Raw genomic sequence first — 16,318 nt, 5'->3', positions numbered from 1 at the left:
GGGCTTATAAAGCCAATACCAAGGTGAGGAGCGTGATCCGATTATGGAGCCGGTGGCGTTAAAAGAATGGGCGGCGGTTATTGAGGCGCTGCGCGAAGGCAAGCAGATTCTTCTGCTGCGCAAAGGCGGCATTGCCGAGGAGACCCGGGAATTTCAACTGCAAAGCAGACAGTTTTACTTATACCCGGGGTATGAGCACCAAAAGCCGGAGCTGGTCAAGCCTGAATTCCGCGAGGGACTTGAGAAGCTGCGCGACGGCTGGACCCCCGAACGCGGCAGTGTTGAAATCGGCGTCTGGGCGGAAGCGGTCGACGACATCGAGATTACGACGCTTGAGGAGCTGGAGCGGATCGACGGCTGTCACATCTGGTCCGGGAAGCTGGCGGAGGACCGGCTGAAGTGGAAGCGGACGCAGCCGCTGCACGTTCTGCTGCTGCGGGTGTACGCTCTTGATGAACCCGTAGAGATACCGGTTCTGCCCGAATATGGGGGCTGCAAATCCTGGATCCGGCTGTCGGATATGCCGGTTGAACCCGCCGGACGGCCGGTGCTCGGCGAGGCGGCTTTTGAAGCGCAGGCCCAGGCCGTGCGGGACGCATTGGCGGGACGTTAATCGTCCGGTTTTGATTCATCAGGCCATCGATTGTCAATTGCATTTTACCAGCGCTTATAATAAACTTGAATGAGAATCAGTGAGAATCAATGAAAAATTGTGGTTCTTTTGCAAATATACTACCACTGACTATCGAATGGAGGGTTCATAGATGAGCAATACGCTTTCTTTTCAAATCAGCGGTTTGCGTGCAAACATCGAAGGCAAAGAAATTCTGAAAGGCCTTGACCTGGAGATCAAAAACGGCGAAGTTCACGCCATTATGGGACCGAACGGCACCGGCAAGAGCACGCTCGCTTCCGTTCTCATGGGGCATCCGAAATATGAAGTGACCGGCGGCACCGTCACGCTGGACGGCGAAGACCTGCTGGAAATGGCGGTCGACGAGCGCGCTCGCGCCGGGCTGTTCCTGGCTATGCAGTACCCGAGTGAAATCGCCGGGGTTACTAACTCCGACTTCCTGCGCAGCGCGATCAACGCCCGCCGCGGGGAAGGCAACGAAATCTCCCTGATGAAATTCATCCGCCAGATGGAAGGCAAGATGAAGGACCTGGAGATGAACCCGGAATTCGCACACCGTTATTTGAATGAGGGCTTTTCCGGCGGGGAGAAGAAGCGCAACGAAATTCTGCAGATGCTTCTCCTTGAGCCGCGTCTGACCATCCTGGACGAAATCGACTCCGGTCTTGACATCGACGCCCTCAAAATTGTGGCGAACGGCGTCAACGCCATGCGCAGCGAAGAACGCAGCTTCCTGGTGATCACCCACTATCAGCGGCTGCTGAACTACATCACGCCGGATTACGTGCACGTGATGATGCAGGGGCGCATCGTTCGCTCGGGCGGCCCGGAGCTGGCGGAACGCCTGGAAAGCGAAGGCTACGACTGGATCAAGGAAGAGCTTGGCATCGTCGACGAAACCGTCGGCCAGGGAGTGTAAGAGAGAGAACGGGAGGAATCGCATATGACAAGCAACACCATGATTCCCGTCAACCCTGAAGTCCTGGCCGAACGCTCCCGCACCGCGGGCGAGCCGGAGTGGTTGACGGAGCTGCGCTTGAACGGACTGAAGCTGGCGGCGGAGCTGGAGCTGCCGAAGCTGGAGAAAACGCGGATCGACCGCTGGAAGCTGGATGCGTACGGAAGCCAGGCAGCCGAAACGGCCGGCTATCCGGCCGAGCTGATGGAGGCGCTGGGAATCCCCGCCGCCGAGGAAGGAAGCAGCCTGGTCATCCAGCGCAATTCGGCGCCGGTGCTTACCCGGCTCGGAGCCGAGCTGGCCGCCAAGGGCGTGATTTTTACGGACCTGGAGACCGCGGCCCGCGAGCACGGCGAACTGGTCCGGCAGTTTTTCATGAAAGCCGTGTCCCAGGATGAACACCGTCTGACGGCTTTGCATACGGCGGTCTGGAGCGGAGGCGTGTTCCTCTACGTTCCGAAGAACGTCACGGTGGAAGTGCCGCTGCGCGCGGTCTTCCTGGCCGACAAGGCGGGCGCGGCCATGTCGCCGCATGTGCTGATCGTAGCGGAGGAAGGCAGCTCGGTTGCTTACACCGACCACTACGCGTCCTCTGACGAGACCGGGGAGCTGGTCGTCAGCTCCATTGCGGAAGTGTTCGCAGGTCCGGGCGCCAGCGTCCGGTTCGCCTCCGTGCACAATCTGGGGGCGAGTGTAACCGACATCGCCTACCGCCGCGCGATTCTGGACAAAGACGCCCGCATCGAGTGGGTGGTCGGCGAGATGAACGCGGGCTACGGCGTCGCGGATACATCCTCGCAGCTGGTCGGGTCCGGTTCGTCCTCCGACATCAAGGTCATCTGCGTCGGAGACAAGGAGCAGCGCCTGAACATAACGACCCGCAACGTGCACTTCGGCAAAGCGACCGAATCCGATATGATCACGCGCGCCGTCATGCGGGAATCCGCCACGGCGATCATCAACGGCGTGACCAAAATCGAAAAAGGCGCCACCGGCGCGAACGGCCAGCAGACGGAAAAGGTTCTTATGCTGAGCCGGACGGCGCGCGGCGACGCGAATCCGATTCTTCTGATCGACGAAGACGACGTCAAGGCGGGTCATGCCGCCAGCGTCGGCCAGATCAATCCGGAGCAAATCTTCTATCTCATGTCGCGCGGACTGACCCGCGAGGAAGCGGAACGCTTGGTCATCTATGGTTTCCTGGCACCGGTTGTGGCGGAAATTCCCCTTCCCGAGCTGGAGGAACAGTTCCGCAGGCTGGTGGAAAGGAAGTTGGGGCAATGAATGCACGCGAGCTTCGAAAGCTGTTCCCGATTCTTGATCAGGAGATCAACGGGAGCCCGCTCGTTTATCTGGACAGCGCGGCCACATCGCAGAAACCGGTCCCGGTTATGGAAGCGGTGAAGGCATACTACGAACGCGACAATGCGAACGTTCATCGCGGCGTCCATACGTTAGGGGCCCGGGCAACGGACGCTTACGAAGGAGCTCGCGAGAAAGTTGCGCGATTTCTGAACGCCCGCCGCACGGAGGAAATTATTTTCACCCGGGGGACGACGACGGCGATCAACCTGGTCGCAGCCAGCTATGCCCGGTCGGTTTGCCGGGAAGGCGACGAGATCGTCATTACTCCCCTGGAGCATCACAGCAATCTGATTCCGTGGCAGCAGGTCGCGAAGGCGACCGGCGCCACGCTGAAATACATTCCTCTTCAGCCGGACGGTTCGATCCGGCTTGAGGATGTCGAGCGGACCGTGACGGATCAAACGAAAATGGTGGCCATCACGTACATCTCGAATGTCATGGCCGTCGTCAACCCGGTCAAGGAAATTGCAGCCATCGCCCACCGGCATGGAGCCAAAATCCTGATCGACGGAGCGCAAAGCACGCCGCATCTGAAGGTGGATGTTCAGGAGCTGGATTGCGACTTCTACGCATTTTCCGGCCACAAGATGTGCGCCCCGACCGGGATCGGCTGCCTGTACGGCAAAAAGGAACTGCTGGAGAACATGGAGCCAATCGAGTTCGGCGGCGAAATGATCGATCATGTCGGCCTCTACGAGTCGAGCTGGAAAGAGCTGCCCTGGCGGTTTGAAGGCGGAACGCCGATCATCGCGGGCGCCGTCGGCCTGGGTGCCGCCATCGATTTTCTTTCGGAGATCGGAATGGACGAAATCGACCGGCATGAGAAGGAGCTTGTCCGCTACGCTATGGGACGGCTTTCCGAAATCGACGGCCTGGCCATTTACGGTCCCGTCGACGAGCGTTCCGGTTTGATCACCTTTAACCTCGGGGATGTTCATCCCCACGACGTCGCCACCGTGCTGGATTCCCAGGGCGTGGCGGTCCGGGCCGGTCATCACTGCTGCCAGCCGCTGATGCGCTGGCTGGAAGTGACCGCGACGGCGCGGGCCAGCTTTTATCTGTACAATACGGAAGACGACGTGGACCGGCTTTTCGCAGCGTTATTAAAAACAAAGGAGTACTTCGGTTATGGAATTGGATGATTTGTACCGCCGCGTCATCATGGATCATTATAAAAACCCACATAACCGCGGAACCTTTGAAGGCGAAGCCGTCACCGTCAACCTGAACAATCCCTCTTGCGGGGACCGCATCACGCTCCAGCTCAAGGTGGAGGACGGGATGGTCAAGGACGCCCGCTTTCAAGGGGAAGGCTGCTCGATCAGCCTTTCGTCCGCTTCCATGATGACGGATGCCGTAAAAGGCAAGTCGCTGGAGGAAGCCATGCAAATGGCGGATAACTTCTCCTGCATGATGCGGGGGGAAGACGTCGATTTCGATTACGACGACATTGAAGCCTTGTCCGGTGTCAAAAAATTCCCGGCGCGCATCAAATGCGCAACGCTTGCCTGGAACGCCATGCGCAAGGGCATCGAGCAGTCGGACAGCAAATAAATTACGGGGCAGCGCCCCTCACCAAGGAGGAAACCGTCATGGCAAAGCAGATGCCCGAGATGGAGGAATACAAATACGGCTTCCGCGACGAGCATAAAGCCGTTTTCCAGTCGGGGAAAGGCCTTACGCCGGAGATTGTTACGGAGATCTCCCGGATGAAGGGAGAACCCGACTGGATGCTGGAGTTCCGGCTGAAGTCGCTGGAGCATTTCTACCGGATGCCGCTTCCCCGCTGGGGCGGCAACCTGGACGATCTGGACTTCAACGACATCCAGTATTACGTAAAGCCTTCCGAGAAGCAGGGCAAAACCTGGGAGGAAGTGCCGTCCGAAATCAAGGAAACCTTCGACAAGCTGGGCATTCCCGAAGCGGAGCAGAAGTTCCTGGCCGGGGTGTCCGCCCAATACGAATCCGAAGTCGTTTATCACAGCATGCAGGAAGACCTGAAAAAGCAAGGGGTTATCTTCACGGATACCGACACGGCGCTCCGCGAGCACCCCGAGCTGTTCCGCGAATACTTCGGCACCATCGTCCCGCCGACCGACAACAAGTTCGCCGCGCTGAACAGCGCCGTCTGGTCGGGCGGAAGCTTCATCTACGTGCCGAAAGGCGTGAAATGCGAAATTCCGCTGCAGGCCTACTTCCGGATCAACTCCGAGAACATGGGGCAGTTTGAACGCACGCTGATCATCACGGACGAAGACAGCTTTGTACACTACGTGGAAGGCTGCACGGCTCCGATCTACAGCACGAACTCGCTGCACAGCGCCGTCGTGGAAATCATCTGCCGCAAAAACTCCCGCGCCCGCTACACGACGATCCAGAACTGGGCGCCGAACATCTACAACCTGGTCACCAAACGCGCCGTCGCGGAAGAAAACGCGACGATGGAATGGGTCGACGGCAATATCGGCTCCAAGCTGACGATGAAGTACCCGGCCGTCGTTCTGAAGGGCCGCGGCGCGAAAGGGAGCGTTCTGTCCATCGCCGTCGCCGGCAAAGGCCAGCACCAGGACGCGGGCGCGAAGATGATCCACCTGGCGCCGGAAACGACGTCGACGATCGTCTCCAAGTCGATCAGCAAGCACGGCGGCAAAGTCACCTACCGCGGCCTCGCTTCTTTCGGGCGCAACTCCGAAGGCTCGAAGTCGAACATCAAGTGCGACACGCTGATCATGGATAAGCAGTCCACCTCGGACACGATCCCGTACAACGAGATCATGAACGACAATGTGACGCTGGAGCACGAAGCGACGGTTTCCAAAGTATCGGAAGACCAGCTCTTCTACCTGATGAGCCGCGGCCTGTCCGAAGCGGAAGCGACGCAAATGATCGTCATGGGCTTCATCGAGCCGTTCACCAAAGAGCTGCCGATGGAGTATGCGGTCGAGATGAACCGGCTGATCAAGTTCGAGATGGAAGGAAGCATCGGATAATCAAGGGTTGACACGTGTCCGCAGTGATCTTGACACTTTTGTGTCCAGGTTGCGCGGGCACGTTTTTTGTTTGCAACGATTTGAGCCGAACACGTGGAGTTATTGTAAAATAAGGAACATGAAGTGAACCGGTAGGTATGCCCGTTTGATTGTGAAAAACTATGGACGTCTGAAGGAGCATAACGATCACAATGATTTCTTTGATGGGTATCGTATCTTTTCTTAAGATTGCAGTTGCATCATGTTCCTTTATTCTGATAGGTTATGTTGTCTATCAAGCCGTCCGCTTGAAGCTTTGGAGCGGAAATGGCCAAACCGGTATGAGAGCGCTCTCGCAGAAAGAGAAGAGAAGGGACTTTGAATATTTGACCCAATATGTCCGGGAAGTCTATCCCTATAACGATGCTATTGTGCAATATAAATTTTTGGACGATCCTCGTTCGCTGGAAAAGGAATACATAGAGAGAGCCGGCAGGACAAGCAATAATTCGGATTTTTTTCGGCTAGTCTATGAATATATTCAACGCTTGAGACAAGGCGATGGCCATATCGGTGTATACTTTGGAAGTAATCAGCCTCTAAATCATAACTATTTGCACTGGTATTTCAACAATATCCCAAAAAGCACATATTACAAAACGGATTATTGGGGCGAGGAAGCTGCTAAATTTCCATGGTATGCTTTTTCCGATGCGGAGGCGGTTTATCGGAGTGGAACCTATGTTTTGAGGAAAGACCTCCTCTTTCCGGATAAAACTTTGCCGGCGGGTACGATCATTGCAGGCGTCAACGGAATGCAGACGGATGATTATGTGAAAACCCTTCAGAGCAAAACGCGATTATGGTTTGACGCCGATTTAAATAAGAATTTCATCCCAGCCCTTTTCTCGATCCATCCGGAATCCGGCTACTGGACCGCGGACTTTATGTTAAAAAACGGAGAGGTCTACACGGGAGAAATAGCAGAAACGAATCCGGTTGCAGAACCGGACAAAGGCTTGCGTTCCTCTCATTATCCGAATATGGTCTGCAAGGAGTTAGACGAGAATATTGGATATGTTAGGATTTTTACTTTCCATCGGCCATATATCGGGGGCGATAACGAGGTTTTTCAGAATTTTATGCAAGCTTCGAACGGGAAATACAAAAAGCTGATCATCGACATTAGAGGAAATACCGGAGGAGAACCGGAGTATTGGGGTGAAAATATTTTACGACCACTCCTTAAAGAGCCTAGGTTGTTTGTGCAGTATTCGGCTATCAGAAAAGGGTTCTTCAAACGGATGGGCATTCGATATCCCCTCTATAGATGGGTTATGAGAAACCATCTTTTGCAGAAAGACCTGTACCACATTGAACAGGTCGAGAAGGTAAACCATCAGGAGTTTAGCAAAGAAGATTGGGCTGTATTCAAGATAACGAAGAAATTTACGCCGAACAACAGCTTTCCTTTTCACGGAAAGGTTTATATCTTCACGGACCGGGATACATTTTCCGCCGGAGATTCTTTTGCAGCCGCAGCAAAAGCTTTAGAGCTTGGGCAATTGATCGGCACCTGTACAGGGGGAAGCGGATCGGCATTTCTGTCGCCGGTTGAGCTCGCGCTTCCCAACAGCCAAATTCTCTTGAGAATGAATGTGGAGGTAACATTGAATGACCAGCACCGGCCCAATCAAATACTGGGAACAGTGCCTGATGTTGAGCTCCAGCCTTCCACTTATCCGACGGTGAATCCCGAAAGCCTCGAAGTTCAAGATTTATTAAAGGATCCTTGGGTAAACTGGGTAATGAATCATTGAGCATATCGGAAGACCCGTCGGCCATGCGCCAGACGGGTCTTGTCAGTTCATTACCATTGATAAAGGAACATATGTTCGCCTATAATAAAGCAACCGAAGCAAACGGAGGCGATAAGGAGCATGGCAAAAAAACTTGATGGCAATGGCCTGTGGGAGTCGTCCAGGCTGATCCTGCCCGAGCACAAGGAGCGCATCCGGCAGTATTACAAAGAACGCAACCGGATTCCTCAACCGCAGCTCGCGCCGGAGGAGATTGACGAGAATGACGGAATGCTCCGTGCGGCCCGTGCGGACGTAGTGCCGGTCACACTGGACATCTGGACGGAGTATGAGATCCGGCAGCTTGCCGGAATCGTGGCCTACATAGATCCGCATTTAAGGCGGGTAAAAATCGAGTTCGACGAGGGCTTTGAATGGGTGGATTTCGGGGAAATCATTAGGGTTCGGTTTTAAGGAGGGTTCTCTTTCTCTTGCAGCTCAATTTTTTATTTGCAAATCGTTCCTCCTTAATTTAAACTGTACAGGAATAATTTAGGGAGAGGAACCAGAGAGAATGAACATCAAACGAACAACCGCCGTATCCGCGTTTCTGCTGACCGCATCGCTGAGCCTTGCCCTTGCGGGCTGCGGCTCCGGCAAGGAAGCGGGCGGCACCGCTTCGCCGGCGTCCTCCGCCGGAGCAGCCGCCACGTCAACCGCAACCGCTGCGGCTTCCACCGGGCCGAGCGCGACCGGGGAGGCTTCCGCAGCACCGAGCCCGGAAGCAACGGCTTCGCCCGAGGCTGCGTCCACCGCCGATTCCGGGGGAGAGGTGAAGAAGCATTCCGTCACCAAAGCGGAAGAGGAACTGATTCAGCAGTACATCAAAGTATTTATCAACGGGACGGATTCGGAAGCCAAGGAACAATACGTTGCCGAATATGTCCATCCCGATATGCAGGCTCTTTTCCAGTTGGGTGTGAACAGCGCGAGCGGAGACAAGCGGGAAGACTCCAAAATTTTGAAAGCCATCGCCCACCAGAATGAAGACACGGGAACCGAAGACCGCTTGATCCTGGTTGAATCCAAAGGCGGGGTGGAAGACATTTATATGCTTACGGAAGACAAACTAGGGTTTATTTTCACCAGCGAGGATTCCGAGCTGTTCCCTTCCATGCGGAAGTTGTTTAACTGACGAACGAATAAAACGGGCAGGAAACCGTACGCTTTGGCGGCGGTTTCTTTTTGTTTGTTCCAAACGGAAATAAAATTTCTATATATTCCTACTTATTTACAACTACATCCAGTAGCAGTATAGTAGAAACGAAGCGGGTGATTCCGCTTACATAATGGAGGTGGTTCCGTAATGAAAAGGAAAAAGCTTTTGGCATCCTTCGTTGCTATGGTGCTGATGTTTGGCATCGCTTCTTCCGCGTTCGCCGCCACAATCAATATTCCGTCTTTGAACTACTTTGTCCAGCACGGCTTTACGTCGAACACCGATCAGGCAACCTTCGTTTATACGAATAACACCGGCACAACCCAAACTGCGATTTTTCGCATTACCAATGTAAATTACAACGACAACAGCACGAGTCAGGTAGCGGGCAAGCTGGCGGGCTCTTATCAATTAAGATATGCGAACGGGACCACCATCAATTTGGGTACGATCAGCGGCTCCAGCCTGTCAGGCGGCCTGAACAATTACCTTGCGCCAGGCGCGTCTTTGGTGGTCAACGTAAAGCCTGCCACGGGCGTTAGCTCTGTTGCCTTCAAGATCAAATTTGACGGGCAGTAAAACAACCGGTCAAAGCAATCCTTGTTTTTATTAACGTAATGGAGGTGCTTTTCTATGAAGAGGAAAAAGCTTGTTGCATCTTTGGTTGCCTTATTGCTGATGGTGGGAATTGCCTCAACCGCATTCGCCAGCTTGAGCACCATCGTGGTGCAGTCCCTGAACAACAATGTCGTGCACGGCTTCAGCTCCAACAGCGACATGACGACCTTCGTCTACCGTAACAACAGCGACCGCCCGCAAACCGTAGGTTTTGTTATCACCAACCCCCAGCTCGGCGATATGAATACGAATCAAGTGGCGGGTAAACTGACCGGCAGCTATATGGTAAGCTTCCCGAACGGCCAGACGATTCCCTTGGGAACGATCGGCGGGTCCCAATTATCCGGCGGTTACGCGAACAGTCTGAATCCCGGAGCGCAGCTGGTGGTCAATGTAAAGCCGGCGGCAGGCGTCAATTCGGTTGGCTTTAAAATTATGTTTGTCGGACAATAAAACATTTCCGGAAGAAACCCGTTTTCGGACGGGTTTCTTTCATTTCGTTGCAGACAAAACCCGCTTGATCTCCTATAATCAAATTCGATAGATAAGGAATCGGTAATAAGTGGAGGAATTGTACTTGCAGCGTTACGAAGAACTGGATTCGCTTCGGGGCTTGGCCGCCCTTGCGGTAATGGCGGGCCATTTCCTGATGGTGTTCGCCCCCATGGCGCAGAATACGTCGGATTGGGGCTTTTTGCGTTTTCCGCTTAACTTTTTGAAGTATACCCCGCTGCATGCGTTGTGGGGCGGGCATGAGGCGGTCATTTTGTTTTTTCTGCTCAGCGGGTTTGTGCTGTCGCTGCCTTTTCTCGGGAACCGGAAAACCTCTTACCTGCCATACGCTTTAAAACGGGTCTGCCGGATTTACCTTCCGTTTTTGGTCGCCCTGCTGGCGGCCATCCTTCTGCGTACGGCCGTTTACGAGGTGAAGCTGACCGAGCTCACCAGCTACTACAATAATCTTTGGGTCATTCCGCCCGATTGGGCTTCCATCGGCCAGCACCTTGCCTTTGTCGGCAATTACAACTCCGTCCGCTACGTGCCGATTCTCTGGACCCTTGTGCATGAGATGCGGATCTCCCTCATCTTCCCGTTTCTGATGCCGCTCGTCATCCGGGGCGGCTGGAAGCTAGGCCTTCCGGCGGCTGCTCTGCTTTCGGCGGGGGCGGAGCTGACGCTTCAGTCGGTTGACCTGCGGTACATGACCAATTACGCGATCTCGTTTCATTATGCGGCCTTTTTTATCGCCGGTGCGCTACTGGCCAAATACCGGACGGAGCTTATAGCGGCGTTTAGAAAGCTGAGCGCCTGGGGAACAGCGCTTTTGCTGGCGGTTGGCCTGTGCCTGTATGCATTCAAGTGGATTGCATACGGCGAAAGCTATCACCGGTTTCTGGAGCCGAACATGGGCGACTGGACGATTGCCGCGGGCGCAGCCCTGTTCATCGTGGCTGCAATGGCGGTAGCCCCGCTGACAAAGCTGCTGCACTGGAAGCCGGTTCTGTTCCTGGGCCGGGTTTCGTTCAGCCTGTATTTGTATCACATGATCGTCCTCTTGACTCTGCTGCACCTGTTCAATGGGGTGTGGGATGCGAAGTGGACGGTGCTGCTGGCGGTCGCGGTATCCATCGGAGTGGCGGCGGCCGGGTATTACGGAGTGGAGAAGCCTTCGATGCGCCTCGGCAAACGGCTGGCGGAGCGGCTGGGCAAGCGGCCCGGCGGATTGTCAGGACCGGAGGCAAAGCCGGCGGCCGGGCTGACGCCTTGACCGAAAGCATCCACAGCCGGGCTGACGCCTTGACCGAAAGCATCCGCAGCCGGTCCGGCTCATAGCGGAAAGCAGCCCTCTGGCCGCATAAAAAAGACATGCTTGCCGAAAACCGGGCATAAGCATGTCTTTGTCTTTTGTCGCAGGGGGTGATTCGGGAAGAGGAAGCGCCTGGTTAAACGGCCGTTTCGGGAAGAAAACGGACGATGTGAAGCGCCGGATCCAGTGCCAGGTCGATGAATTTTTCATTGATCTGCACCAGCGGGTTGAAATGGTCCGAAGGATTGTTCAGCACAATCTTGCCGGTTTCTCCGCTGCTCAGCACCACGTGTTTGCCGATCATGTTGGGAATCATATGCTTGATAAAGATCTGCGTGGCGTAAGGATCGATTTTGCCGAAGCTCATGTGATACAGCTCATTCAGCACGTTCAGCAGGTCCTTTTCCTTGCGGTAGGGAGCGGGCGTGATCATGGCGCTGTAAATGTCGGCGATGGCGACGATTTTGGCGATCGGATGAATTTCTTCGCCCTTCAGTCCGAACGGGTAACCGCTGCCATCCAGGCGTTCGTGATGCTGAAGCGCGGCGAGCGCCCATTCCGTGTTGCCGATGGAATCGTTGATCATGTTGAAGCCGTAAGAGGAGTGCTCCTTGATGGATTCGTATTCGTCGTCCGAAAGCGGGGCGGGCTTGTTGAGCAGCATGGAGGAAATTTTGGTTTTTCCGATGTCGTGCAGATACCCGGCCGTCCCGATGGAGCGGCATTCGTCCTCCGTTTTGCCAAGCCAGCGGGCCAGGTAATAGGAGATCAGGCCGACCTGAACCGAATGCCGGTAGGTATAGTCATCGTTTTCGTTTAGCGCAAGCAGCATAGAGGCGATGTCGGTTTTGCCGCGAAACGACTCGGTCATGGCGATAACGCCCGCATCGACCAGCTCCGCGTCGATCAAACCGGTCTCTCCGGCTTGGTCGAATACAGTTTTCACCGTGTGGAAGGCTTCCTGGTACGCCTCCTTCCAGCTTGTCCCGGAAATGGGGGCGTCGACTTTGCCGTCGTTCGGCTTGCGGCGATCCGCGATGTCTACGTAATCCAGTTGGTGCTGCAGGAGCCGCGAAACGGAATCCGCGTTCATGACCGTGCCGGAAGACAAAACCAGCAGCCCGTATTTATTAAAAATGTCACTCTGCAGAATATCGCCGTTTTCCAAATCCATTACATGAATTTTCAACCAGCTTCACCTTTTCCCTCTATGTATTCTTCTTCCTACTATAGCAAGCGTGACATATACTGCCAATCCTACGTTAGACGGATTCTTTGCGATGTTTTTTCGTTGCCGATACGGAAATGGATTCATTATAATAGGTTTATCTTTACGGAACGATAAAGACATGCGGCGGGAACAGCGAAACGAAAGCCCGGTACGGAGCGGAAGGGGGGAACGGCATGGCCGGGCTGCAAAAGCTCGTGATTCTGCATACCAATGACATTCACAGCCATTTCGGCACCATGCCTGCCGTCGCGGGATTCATCAAGGAAGAGCGGGAGCGGTACGGAAGCGGCAGGGTGCTTGCGGTGGACATCGGCGACCACATGGACCGGGCTTTTGCGGAGACCGAAAGCACGCTTGGCAAAGCGAACATCGCCGTTATGAACGCAACCGGCTACGAATGGGCGGTCCCCGGAAACAACGAAGGGCTTACGCTTTCGCCCGGCGCGCTGGCGGAAGCTTATGCCCAAGCCGGCTTTGGCATGCTTTGCGCAAACCTGAGGGAAGCGAAGTCGGGCGGGTTCCCGGACTGGCTGCGCCCTTCCGCCATCGCAAAGAAGGACGGCCTCCGGATCGGACTGATCGCGGTGACCGCGCCCTTTGCCGACTTTTACCGGCTGCTCGGCTGGATTGCGGACGACCCTCTGGAAGCGGTGAAACGGGAAGCGGGGCGGCTCGCGGACAAAACGGACCTCATCGTGGTGCTGTCGCACCTCGGGCTTGCGGCGGACCGGATCATGGCCGGGACAGTGCCGGGCATCGATTTGATTTTGGGGGCGCATACCCACCATCTGCTGGAGAAGCCCGAATATGTCGGCCGCACCGCCCTGTGCGCCGCCGGCAAATTCGGCCGGCATGTCGGCCGGGTCGAGCTTGACTTTGACCCGGCCGCCCGGCGGCTCGTCTCCGTGCAGGGAGAATGCCTGCCGACCGAAGGCATGCCGTCCGATTCCGCGGTGCTGGCTTTGATCGAACGCTTTGGCCGGGAAGCGCATGCGCTGCTCGCCGAACCGGTGGTCCGGCTGGAGAGCCCTCTGGAGGTTGCCTGGCAGGCGGAATCGCCGCTAGGAAACCTGTTGGCCCGGGGCATCCGCCGGGCGACCGGCGCGGAAGTCGGCCTGGTCAACGCCGGGCAGCTGCTGGAGGGGCTGGAAAGCGGCACCGTCACCCGCGAACAGCTCCACCGGATATGCCCGTCCCCGATTAATCCGTGCGCGGCGGCAATAAAAGGCGCTGCCCTTCTGGAAGCGCTGGAGGAAGCGTTATTGCCCGAATTCGCCCTGAAGCCGATCTACGGCTACGGCTTTCGCGGCAAAATTTTGGGGACCTTGTGCTTGGACGGCATGGAAGTGGAATACTCGCCGGAAGCGGAGCCGTACCGGAAAATCCGCCGCGCGACGGTCGCCGGCCAAGCGCTCGACCCCGAGCGGGAGTACACCGTCGGGATGGTCGACATGTTTACCTTCTCCATCGGCTATCCTTCGCTGGCGAAGGTCCGGGATGTCCGGTTTGTGCTTCCGTATTTTCTCCGCAACGTGCTGGCCGACGAGCTGAAGCGGACGGGAGGCGGGGAAGGGACCGGCGGCCGTCATTGGCTGGCCGTGTAGCGGAAGATTGTTTGCGGCGCGGGCAGTTGGCCCGGTGAGCCGCACATTTCACATGGAGAAAGAAGAGACGTATATGCTTGATGTCTGGAAAGCCGTTGTGATCGGCATCGTAGAGGGCCTTACCGAGTTTTTGCCGGTGTCCTCCACCGGCCACATGATTCTCGCCGGAAGCGCCATCGGGTTTACGGGCCCGAAGGCGGAGACGTTCGAGGTCGTCATCCAGCTCGGCGCCATTTTGTCGGTTGTTGTGCTTTACTGGCGCCGCTGCCTTCGCCTGCTCGGCATTCGGGAAAAAACGCCCGCAGTCGCGGCGGGAACGGTTCATCCGCGCGGCGGCTTAAACCTGCTGCATATTCTGATCGGCATTTTGCCCGCTTCCCTGCTCGGATTCGTCTTTCACGACGCCATCAAGCTGCTTTTTATGCCGGAAACGGTCGTGATCGGCCTCGTGGCCGGGGGGATTTTCATGATCATCGGCGAAAAGCAAAGCCCGCGCGAAACCGCGCCCACCATGGACGATTTGACGTACCGGCAGTGCCTGTACATCGGCGTGGCGCAAATCCTGTCGCTCTGGCCGGGCTTTTCGCGTTCCGGCTCGACCATCGCCGCCGGCATGCTGACCGGCGCTTCCCGCGGAGCATCCGCGGATTTCACCTTTCTGATGGCCATCCCGATTATGGCCGCCGCCACCGGTCTTGACCTGATCAAGAGCCTGGACACGTTTACGCGCGACGATATCCTGCCTTTTGCGGTCGGATTTGTCGTTTCCTTCGTGGTGGCGCTGCTTGCGGTCTCGACCTTCATCAAGCTGGTGTCCCGCCTGAAGCTGACTTATTTCTCGTATTACCGCTTTTTGCTGGCGGCCGTTGTTCTGATCTATATGGTAACCGTGGGATTCTGACGGCACCGTTCCCGGCTTTATCCCTGCAGCTTCTTCATTCTCATCTCATGCAAAAGGATTGTGAAAAACATGCGGCTCCTGCCTGTGCGGCATTGCGCTCCCGGCCAAAAGCTCGGAAAATCGATTTACAATGATGAAGGCCATGTGCTGCTTGGCAAAGGAGTGGAGCTGACTCCCCGGCTGCTGACCCGGCTGGAGGAATACGGCGTTGTGTATATTACCGTGGAGGACCCGCTGACGGAGGATGTGCAAATTGTCGGAGCGATCAGCGATGAAATGCGGATTCAGGCAACCAAAACGATCCGCTCCGAATTCCGCAAGCTGATGTCGGGGTCGCTCCGGACCACAAAGTTTTTGCATCCGCCCGATTTGGCCGAGTCGTTTCGGCCTCTGATCAACGGCCTGATCGACGAGCTGCTCAGCACCAAGCAGGCGATGATTATGCTTGGCGACATGCAAATATCGGATTTCTATTTGTACCAGCATTCCCTGAACGTCTGCCTGTACGCGACGCAGCTTGGCCTGAGCTGCGGCTATAACCGGAACGATCTGTATATGCTGAGCCTGGGCGCCCTCATGCACGACATCGGCAAAACCAAAGTCCGGCAGGAGGTGCTGATGAAGCCGGGCAAGCTGGACCCGGACGAATACGAGGAGGTCAAGAAACACCCCGAATTCGGCTTCGACATTCTGCGGGGGATGGACGGCATTCCGCTTCTGTCGGCGCACTGCGCGTTTCAGCATCATGAGCGGATCAACGGAACCGGGTATCCGCGCGGTTTGAAAAATGGAGAAATTCACGAATTCGCCCAATGGACTGGCATCGCCGATGTGTTCGACGCGATGACCTCGCACCGGGTGTACCGGCCCGCCATGCTGCCGCACAAGGCGGTTGAGGCCCTGTACGCGGGCTCGGGGGAGTTGTTCGACCGGGACAAGCTGGCGCGCTTCCGCGACAAAATCGCCATTTATCCGCTGGGCATCGAGCTGAGGCTTTCTACCGGGGAAACGGGTGTGGTGGTCGACCTGAACGCGGACATTCCGCATCGGCCGATCGTCCGGATCTTCGAACGGGACGGCGTTCCGCTTCATAGCCCGTATGACGTCGATCTGTCCAAGCAGCTGTCCACCATGGTTTCGGACATCAACCGGAGCCTCACCAAGGAATCGCAATATTACGTGTAAAAGACCGGTTCATCGAACCGGCCTTTTC

Annotated in this window: 16 protein-coding genes; 15 read left to right on the top strand and 1 reads right to left on the bottom strand. The window is 56.0% G+C overall.

All coding sequences use genetic code 11. The annotated features are described in order from the left end of the window. Positions 1-43: 43 nt before the first annotated feature. From AC6I6H_RS16170 to AC6I6H_RS16115, 12 genes are all read left to right on the top strand, one after another. Positions 44-613 carry a DUF1802 family protein gene (locus tag AC6I6H_RS16170; RefSeq protein ID WP_497954990.1) on the top strand — a complete coding sequence of 190 codons (570 nt, stop codon included), beginning with the start codon at positions 44-46 and terminating at the stop codon, positions 611-613. Between the two features lie 151 nt (positions 614-764). Then, positions 765-1,553: a Fe-S cluster assembly ATPase SufC gene (gene sufC / locus AC6I6H_RS16165; protein WP_497954989.1), complete on the top strand. Its 789-nt coding sequence runs from the start codon at positions 765-767 to the stop codon at positions 1,551-1,553. 24 nt (positions 1,554-1,577) lie between these two features. After that, positions 1,578-2,876 carry a Fe-S cluster assembly protein SufD gene (sufD, locus tag AC6I6H_RS16160; protein WP_497954988.1) on the top strand — a complete coding sequence of 433 codons (1,299 nt, stop codon included), beginning with the start codon at positions 1,578-1,580 and terminating at the stop codon, positions 2,874-2,876. Further along, a complete protein-coding gene (locus AC6I6H_RS16155; protein ID WP_497954987.1) occupies positions 2,873-4,099 on the top strand; it encodes a cysteine desulfurase in 1,227 nt (408 codons plus the stop codon). The genes sufD and AC6I6H_RS16155 overlap by 4 nt, the downstream gene beginning before the upstream one ends. Beyond that, a complete protein-coding gene (sufU, locus tag AC6I6H_RS16150) occupies positions 4,086-4,511 on the top strand; it encodes a Fe-S cluster assembly sulfur transfer protein SufU (RefSeq protein WP_497954986.1) in 426 nt (141 codons plus the stop codon). The genes AC6I6H_RS16155 and sufU overlap by 14 nt, the downstream gene beginning before the upstream one ends. Positions 4,512-4,549: 38 nt before the next feature. Further along, complete coding sequence (sufB, locus tag AC6I6H_RS16145) at positions 4,550-5,947, top strand: Fe-S cluster assembly protein SufB (protein WP_497954984.1); 1,398 nt, start codon at positions 4,550-4,552, stop codon at positions 5,945-5,947. Between the two features lie 191 nt (positions 5,948-6,138). Beyond that, complete coding sequence (locus AC6I6H_RS16140) at positions 6,139-7,746, top strand: S41 family peptidase (protein ID WP_497954983.1); 1,608 nt, start codon at positions 6,139-6,141, stop codon at positions 7,744-7,746. A 120-nt stretch (positions 7,747-7,866) separates the two neighbouring features. Then, entirely contained in the window at positions 7,867-8,199 is a 333-nt protein-coding gene (locus tag AC6I6H_RS16135; protein WP_497954982.1) for a YolD-like family protein, read from the top strand. 100 nt (positions 8,200-8,299) lie between these two features. Further along, entirely contained in the window at positions 8,300-8,920 is a 621-nt protein-coding gene (locus tag AC6I6H_RS16130; protein WP_497954980.1) for a hypothetical protein, read from the top strand. Positions 8,921-9,091: 171 nt separating this feature from the next. Then, positions 9,092-9,523 (top strand): hypothetical protein, encoded by a 432-nt coding sequence (locus AC6I6H_RS16125; RefSeq protein WP_497954979.1) that lies wholly within the window; start codon positions 9,092-9,094, stop codon positions 9,521-9,523. A 54-nt stretch (positions 9,524-9,577) separates the two neighbouring features. Then, on the top strand, positions 9,578-10,015 hold the full coding sequence (locus AC6I6H_RS16120; protein WP_497954978.1) for a hypothetical protein: 438 nt from the start codon (positions 9,578-9,580) through the stop codon (positions 10,013-10,015). A 109-nt stretch (positions 10,016-10,124) separates the two neighbouring features. Beyond that, positions 10,125-11,330 carry an acyltransferase family protein gene (locus tag AC6I6H_RS16115; RefSeq protein WP_497954977.1) on the top strand — a complete coding sequence of 402 codons (1,206 nt, stop codon included), beginning with the start codon at positions 10,125-10,127 and terminating at the stop codon, positions 11,328-11,330. A 175-nt stretch (positions 11,331-11,505) separates the two neighbouring features. On the opposite strand, the gene AC6I6H_RS16110 is transcribed toward AC6I6H_RS16115, so the two are convergent. Continuing rightward, on the bottom strand, positions 11,506-12,558 hold the full coding sequence (locus tag AC6I6H_RS16110) for an HD-GYP domain-containing protein (protein WP_497954976.1): 1,053 nt from the start codon (positions 12,556-12,558) through the stop codon (positions 11,506-11,508). Between the two features lie 215 nt (positions 12,559-12,773). On the opposite strand from AC6I6H_RS16110, the gene AC6I6H_RS16105 reads away from it, so the two are divergent. From AC6I6H_RS16105 to AC6I6H_RS16095, 3 genes are all read left to right on the top strand, one after another. Beyond that, positions 12,774-14,204 (top strand): bifunctional metallophosphatase/5'-nucleotidase, encoded by a 1,431-nt coding sequence (locus AC6I6H_RS16105; RefSeq protein WP_497954974.1) that lies wholly within the window; start codon positions 12,774-12,776, stop codon positions 14,202-14,204. Between the two features lie 73 nt (positions 14,205-14,277). Further along, entirely contained in the window at positions 14,278-15,105 is an 828-nt protein-coding gene (locus AC6I6H_RS16100; RefSeq protein WP_497955012.1) for an undecaprenyl-diphosphate phosphatase, read from the top strand. A gap of 69 nt (positions 15,106-15,174) precedes the next feature. Beyond that, positions 15,175-16,290, top strand: a complete 1,116-nt coding sequence (locus tag AC6I6H_RS16095) for an HD-GYP domain-containing protein (RefSeq protein ID WP_497954973.1) — start codon at positions 15,175-15,177, stop codon at positions 16,288-16,290. The last annotated feature ends 28 nt before the right edge of the window (positions 16,291-16,318 follow it).

Source organism: Gorillibacterium sp. sgz306347 (assembly GCF_059735245.1).
This window is presented reverse-complemented; position numbering and strand designations above follow the sequence as displayed.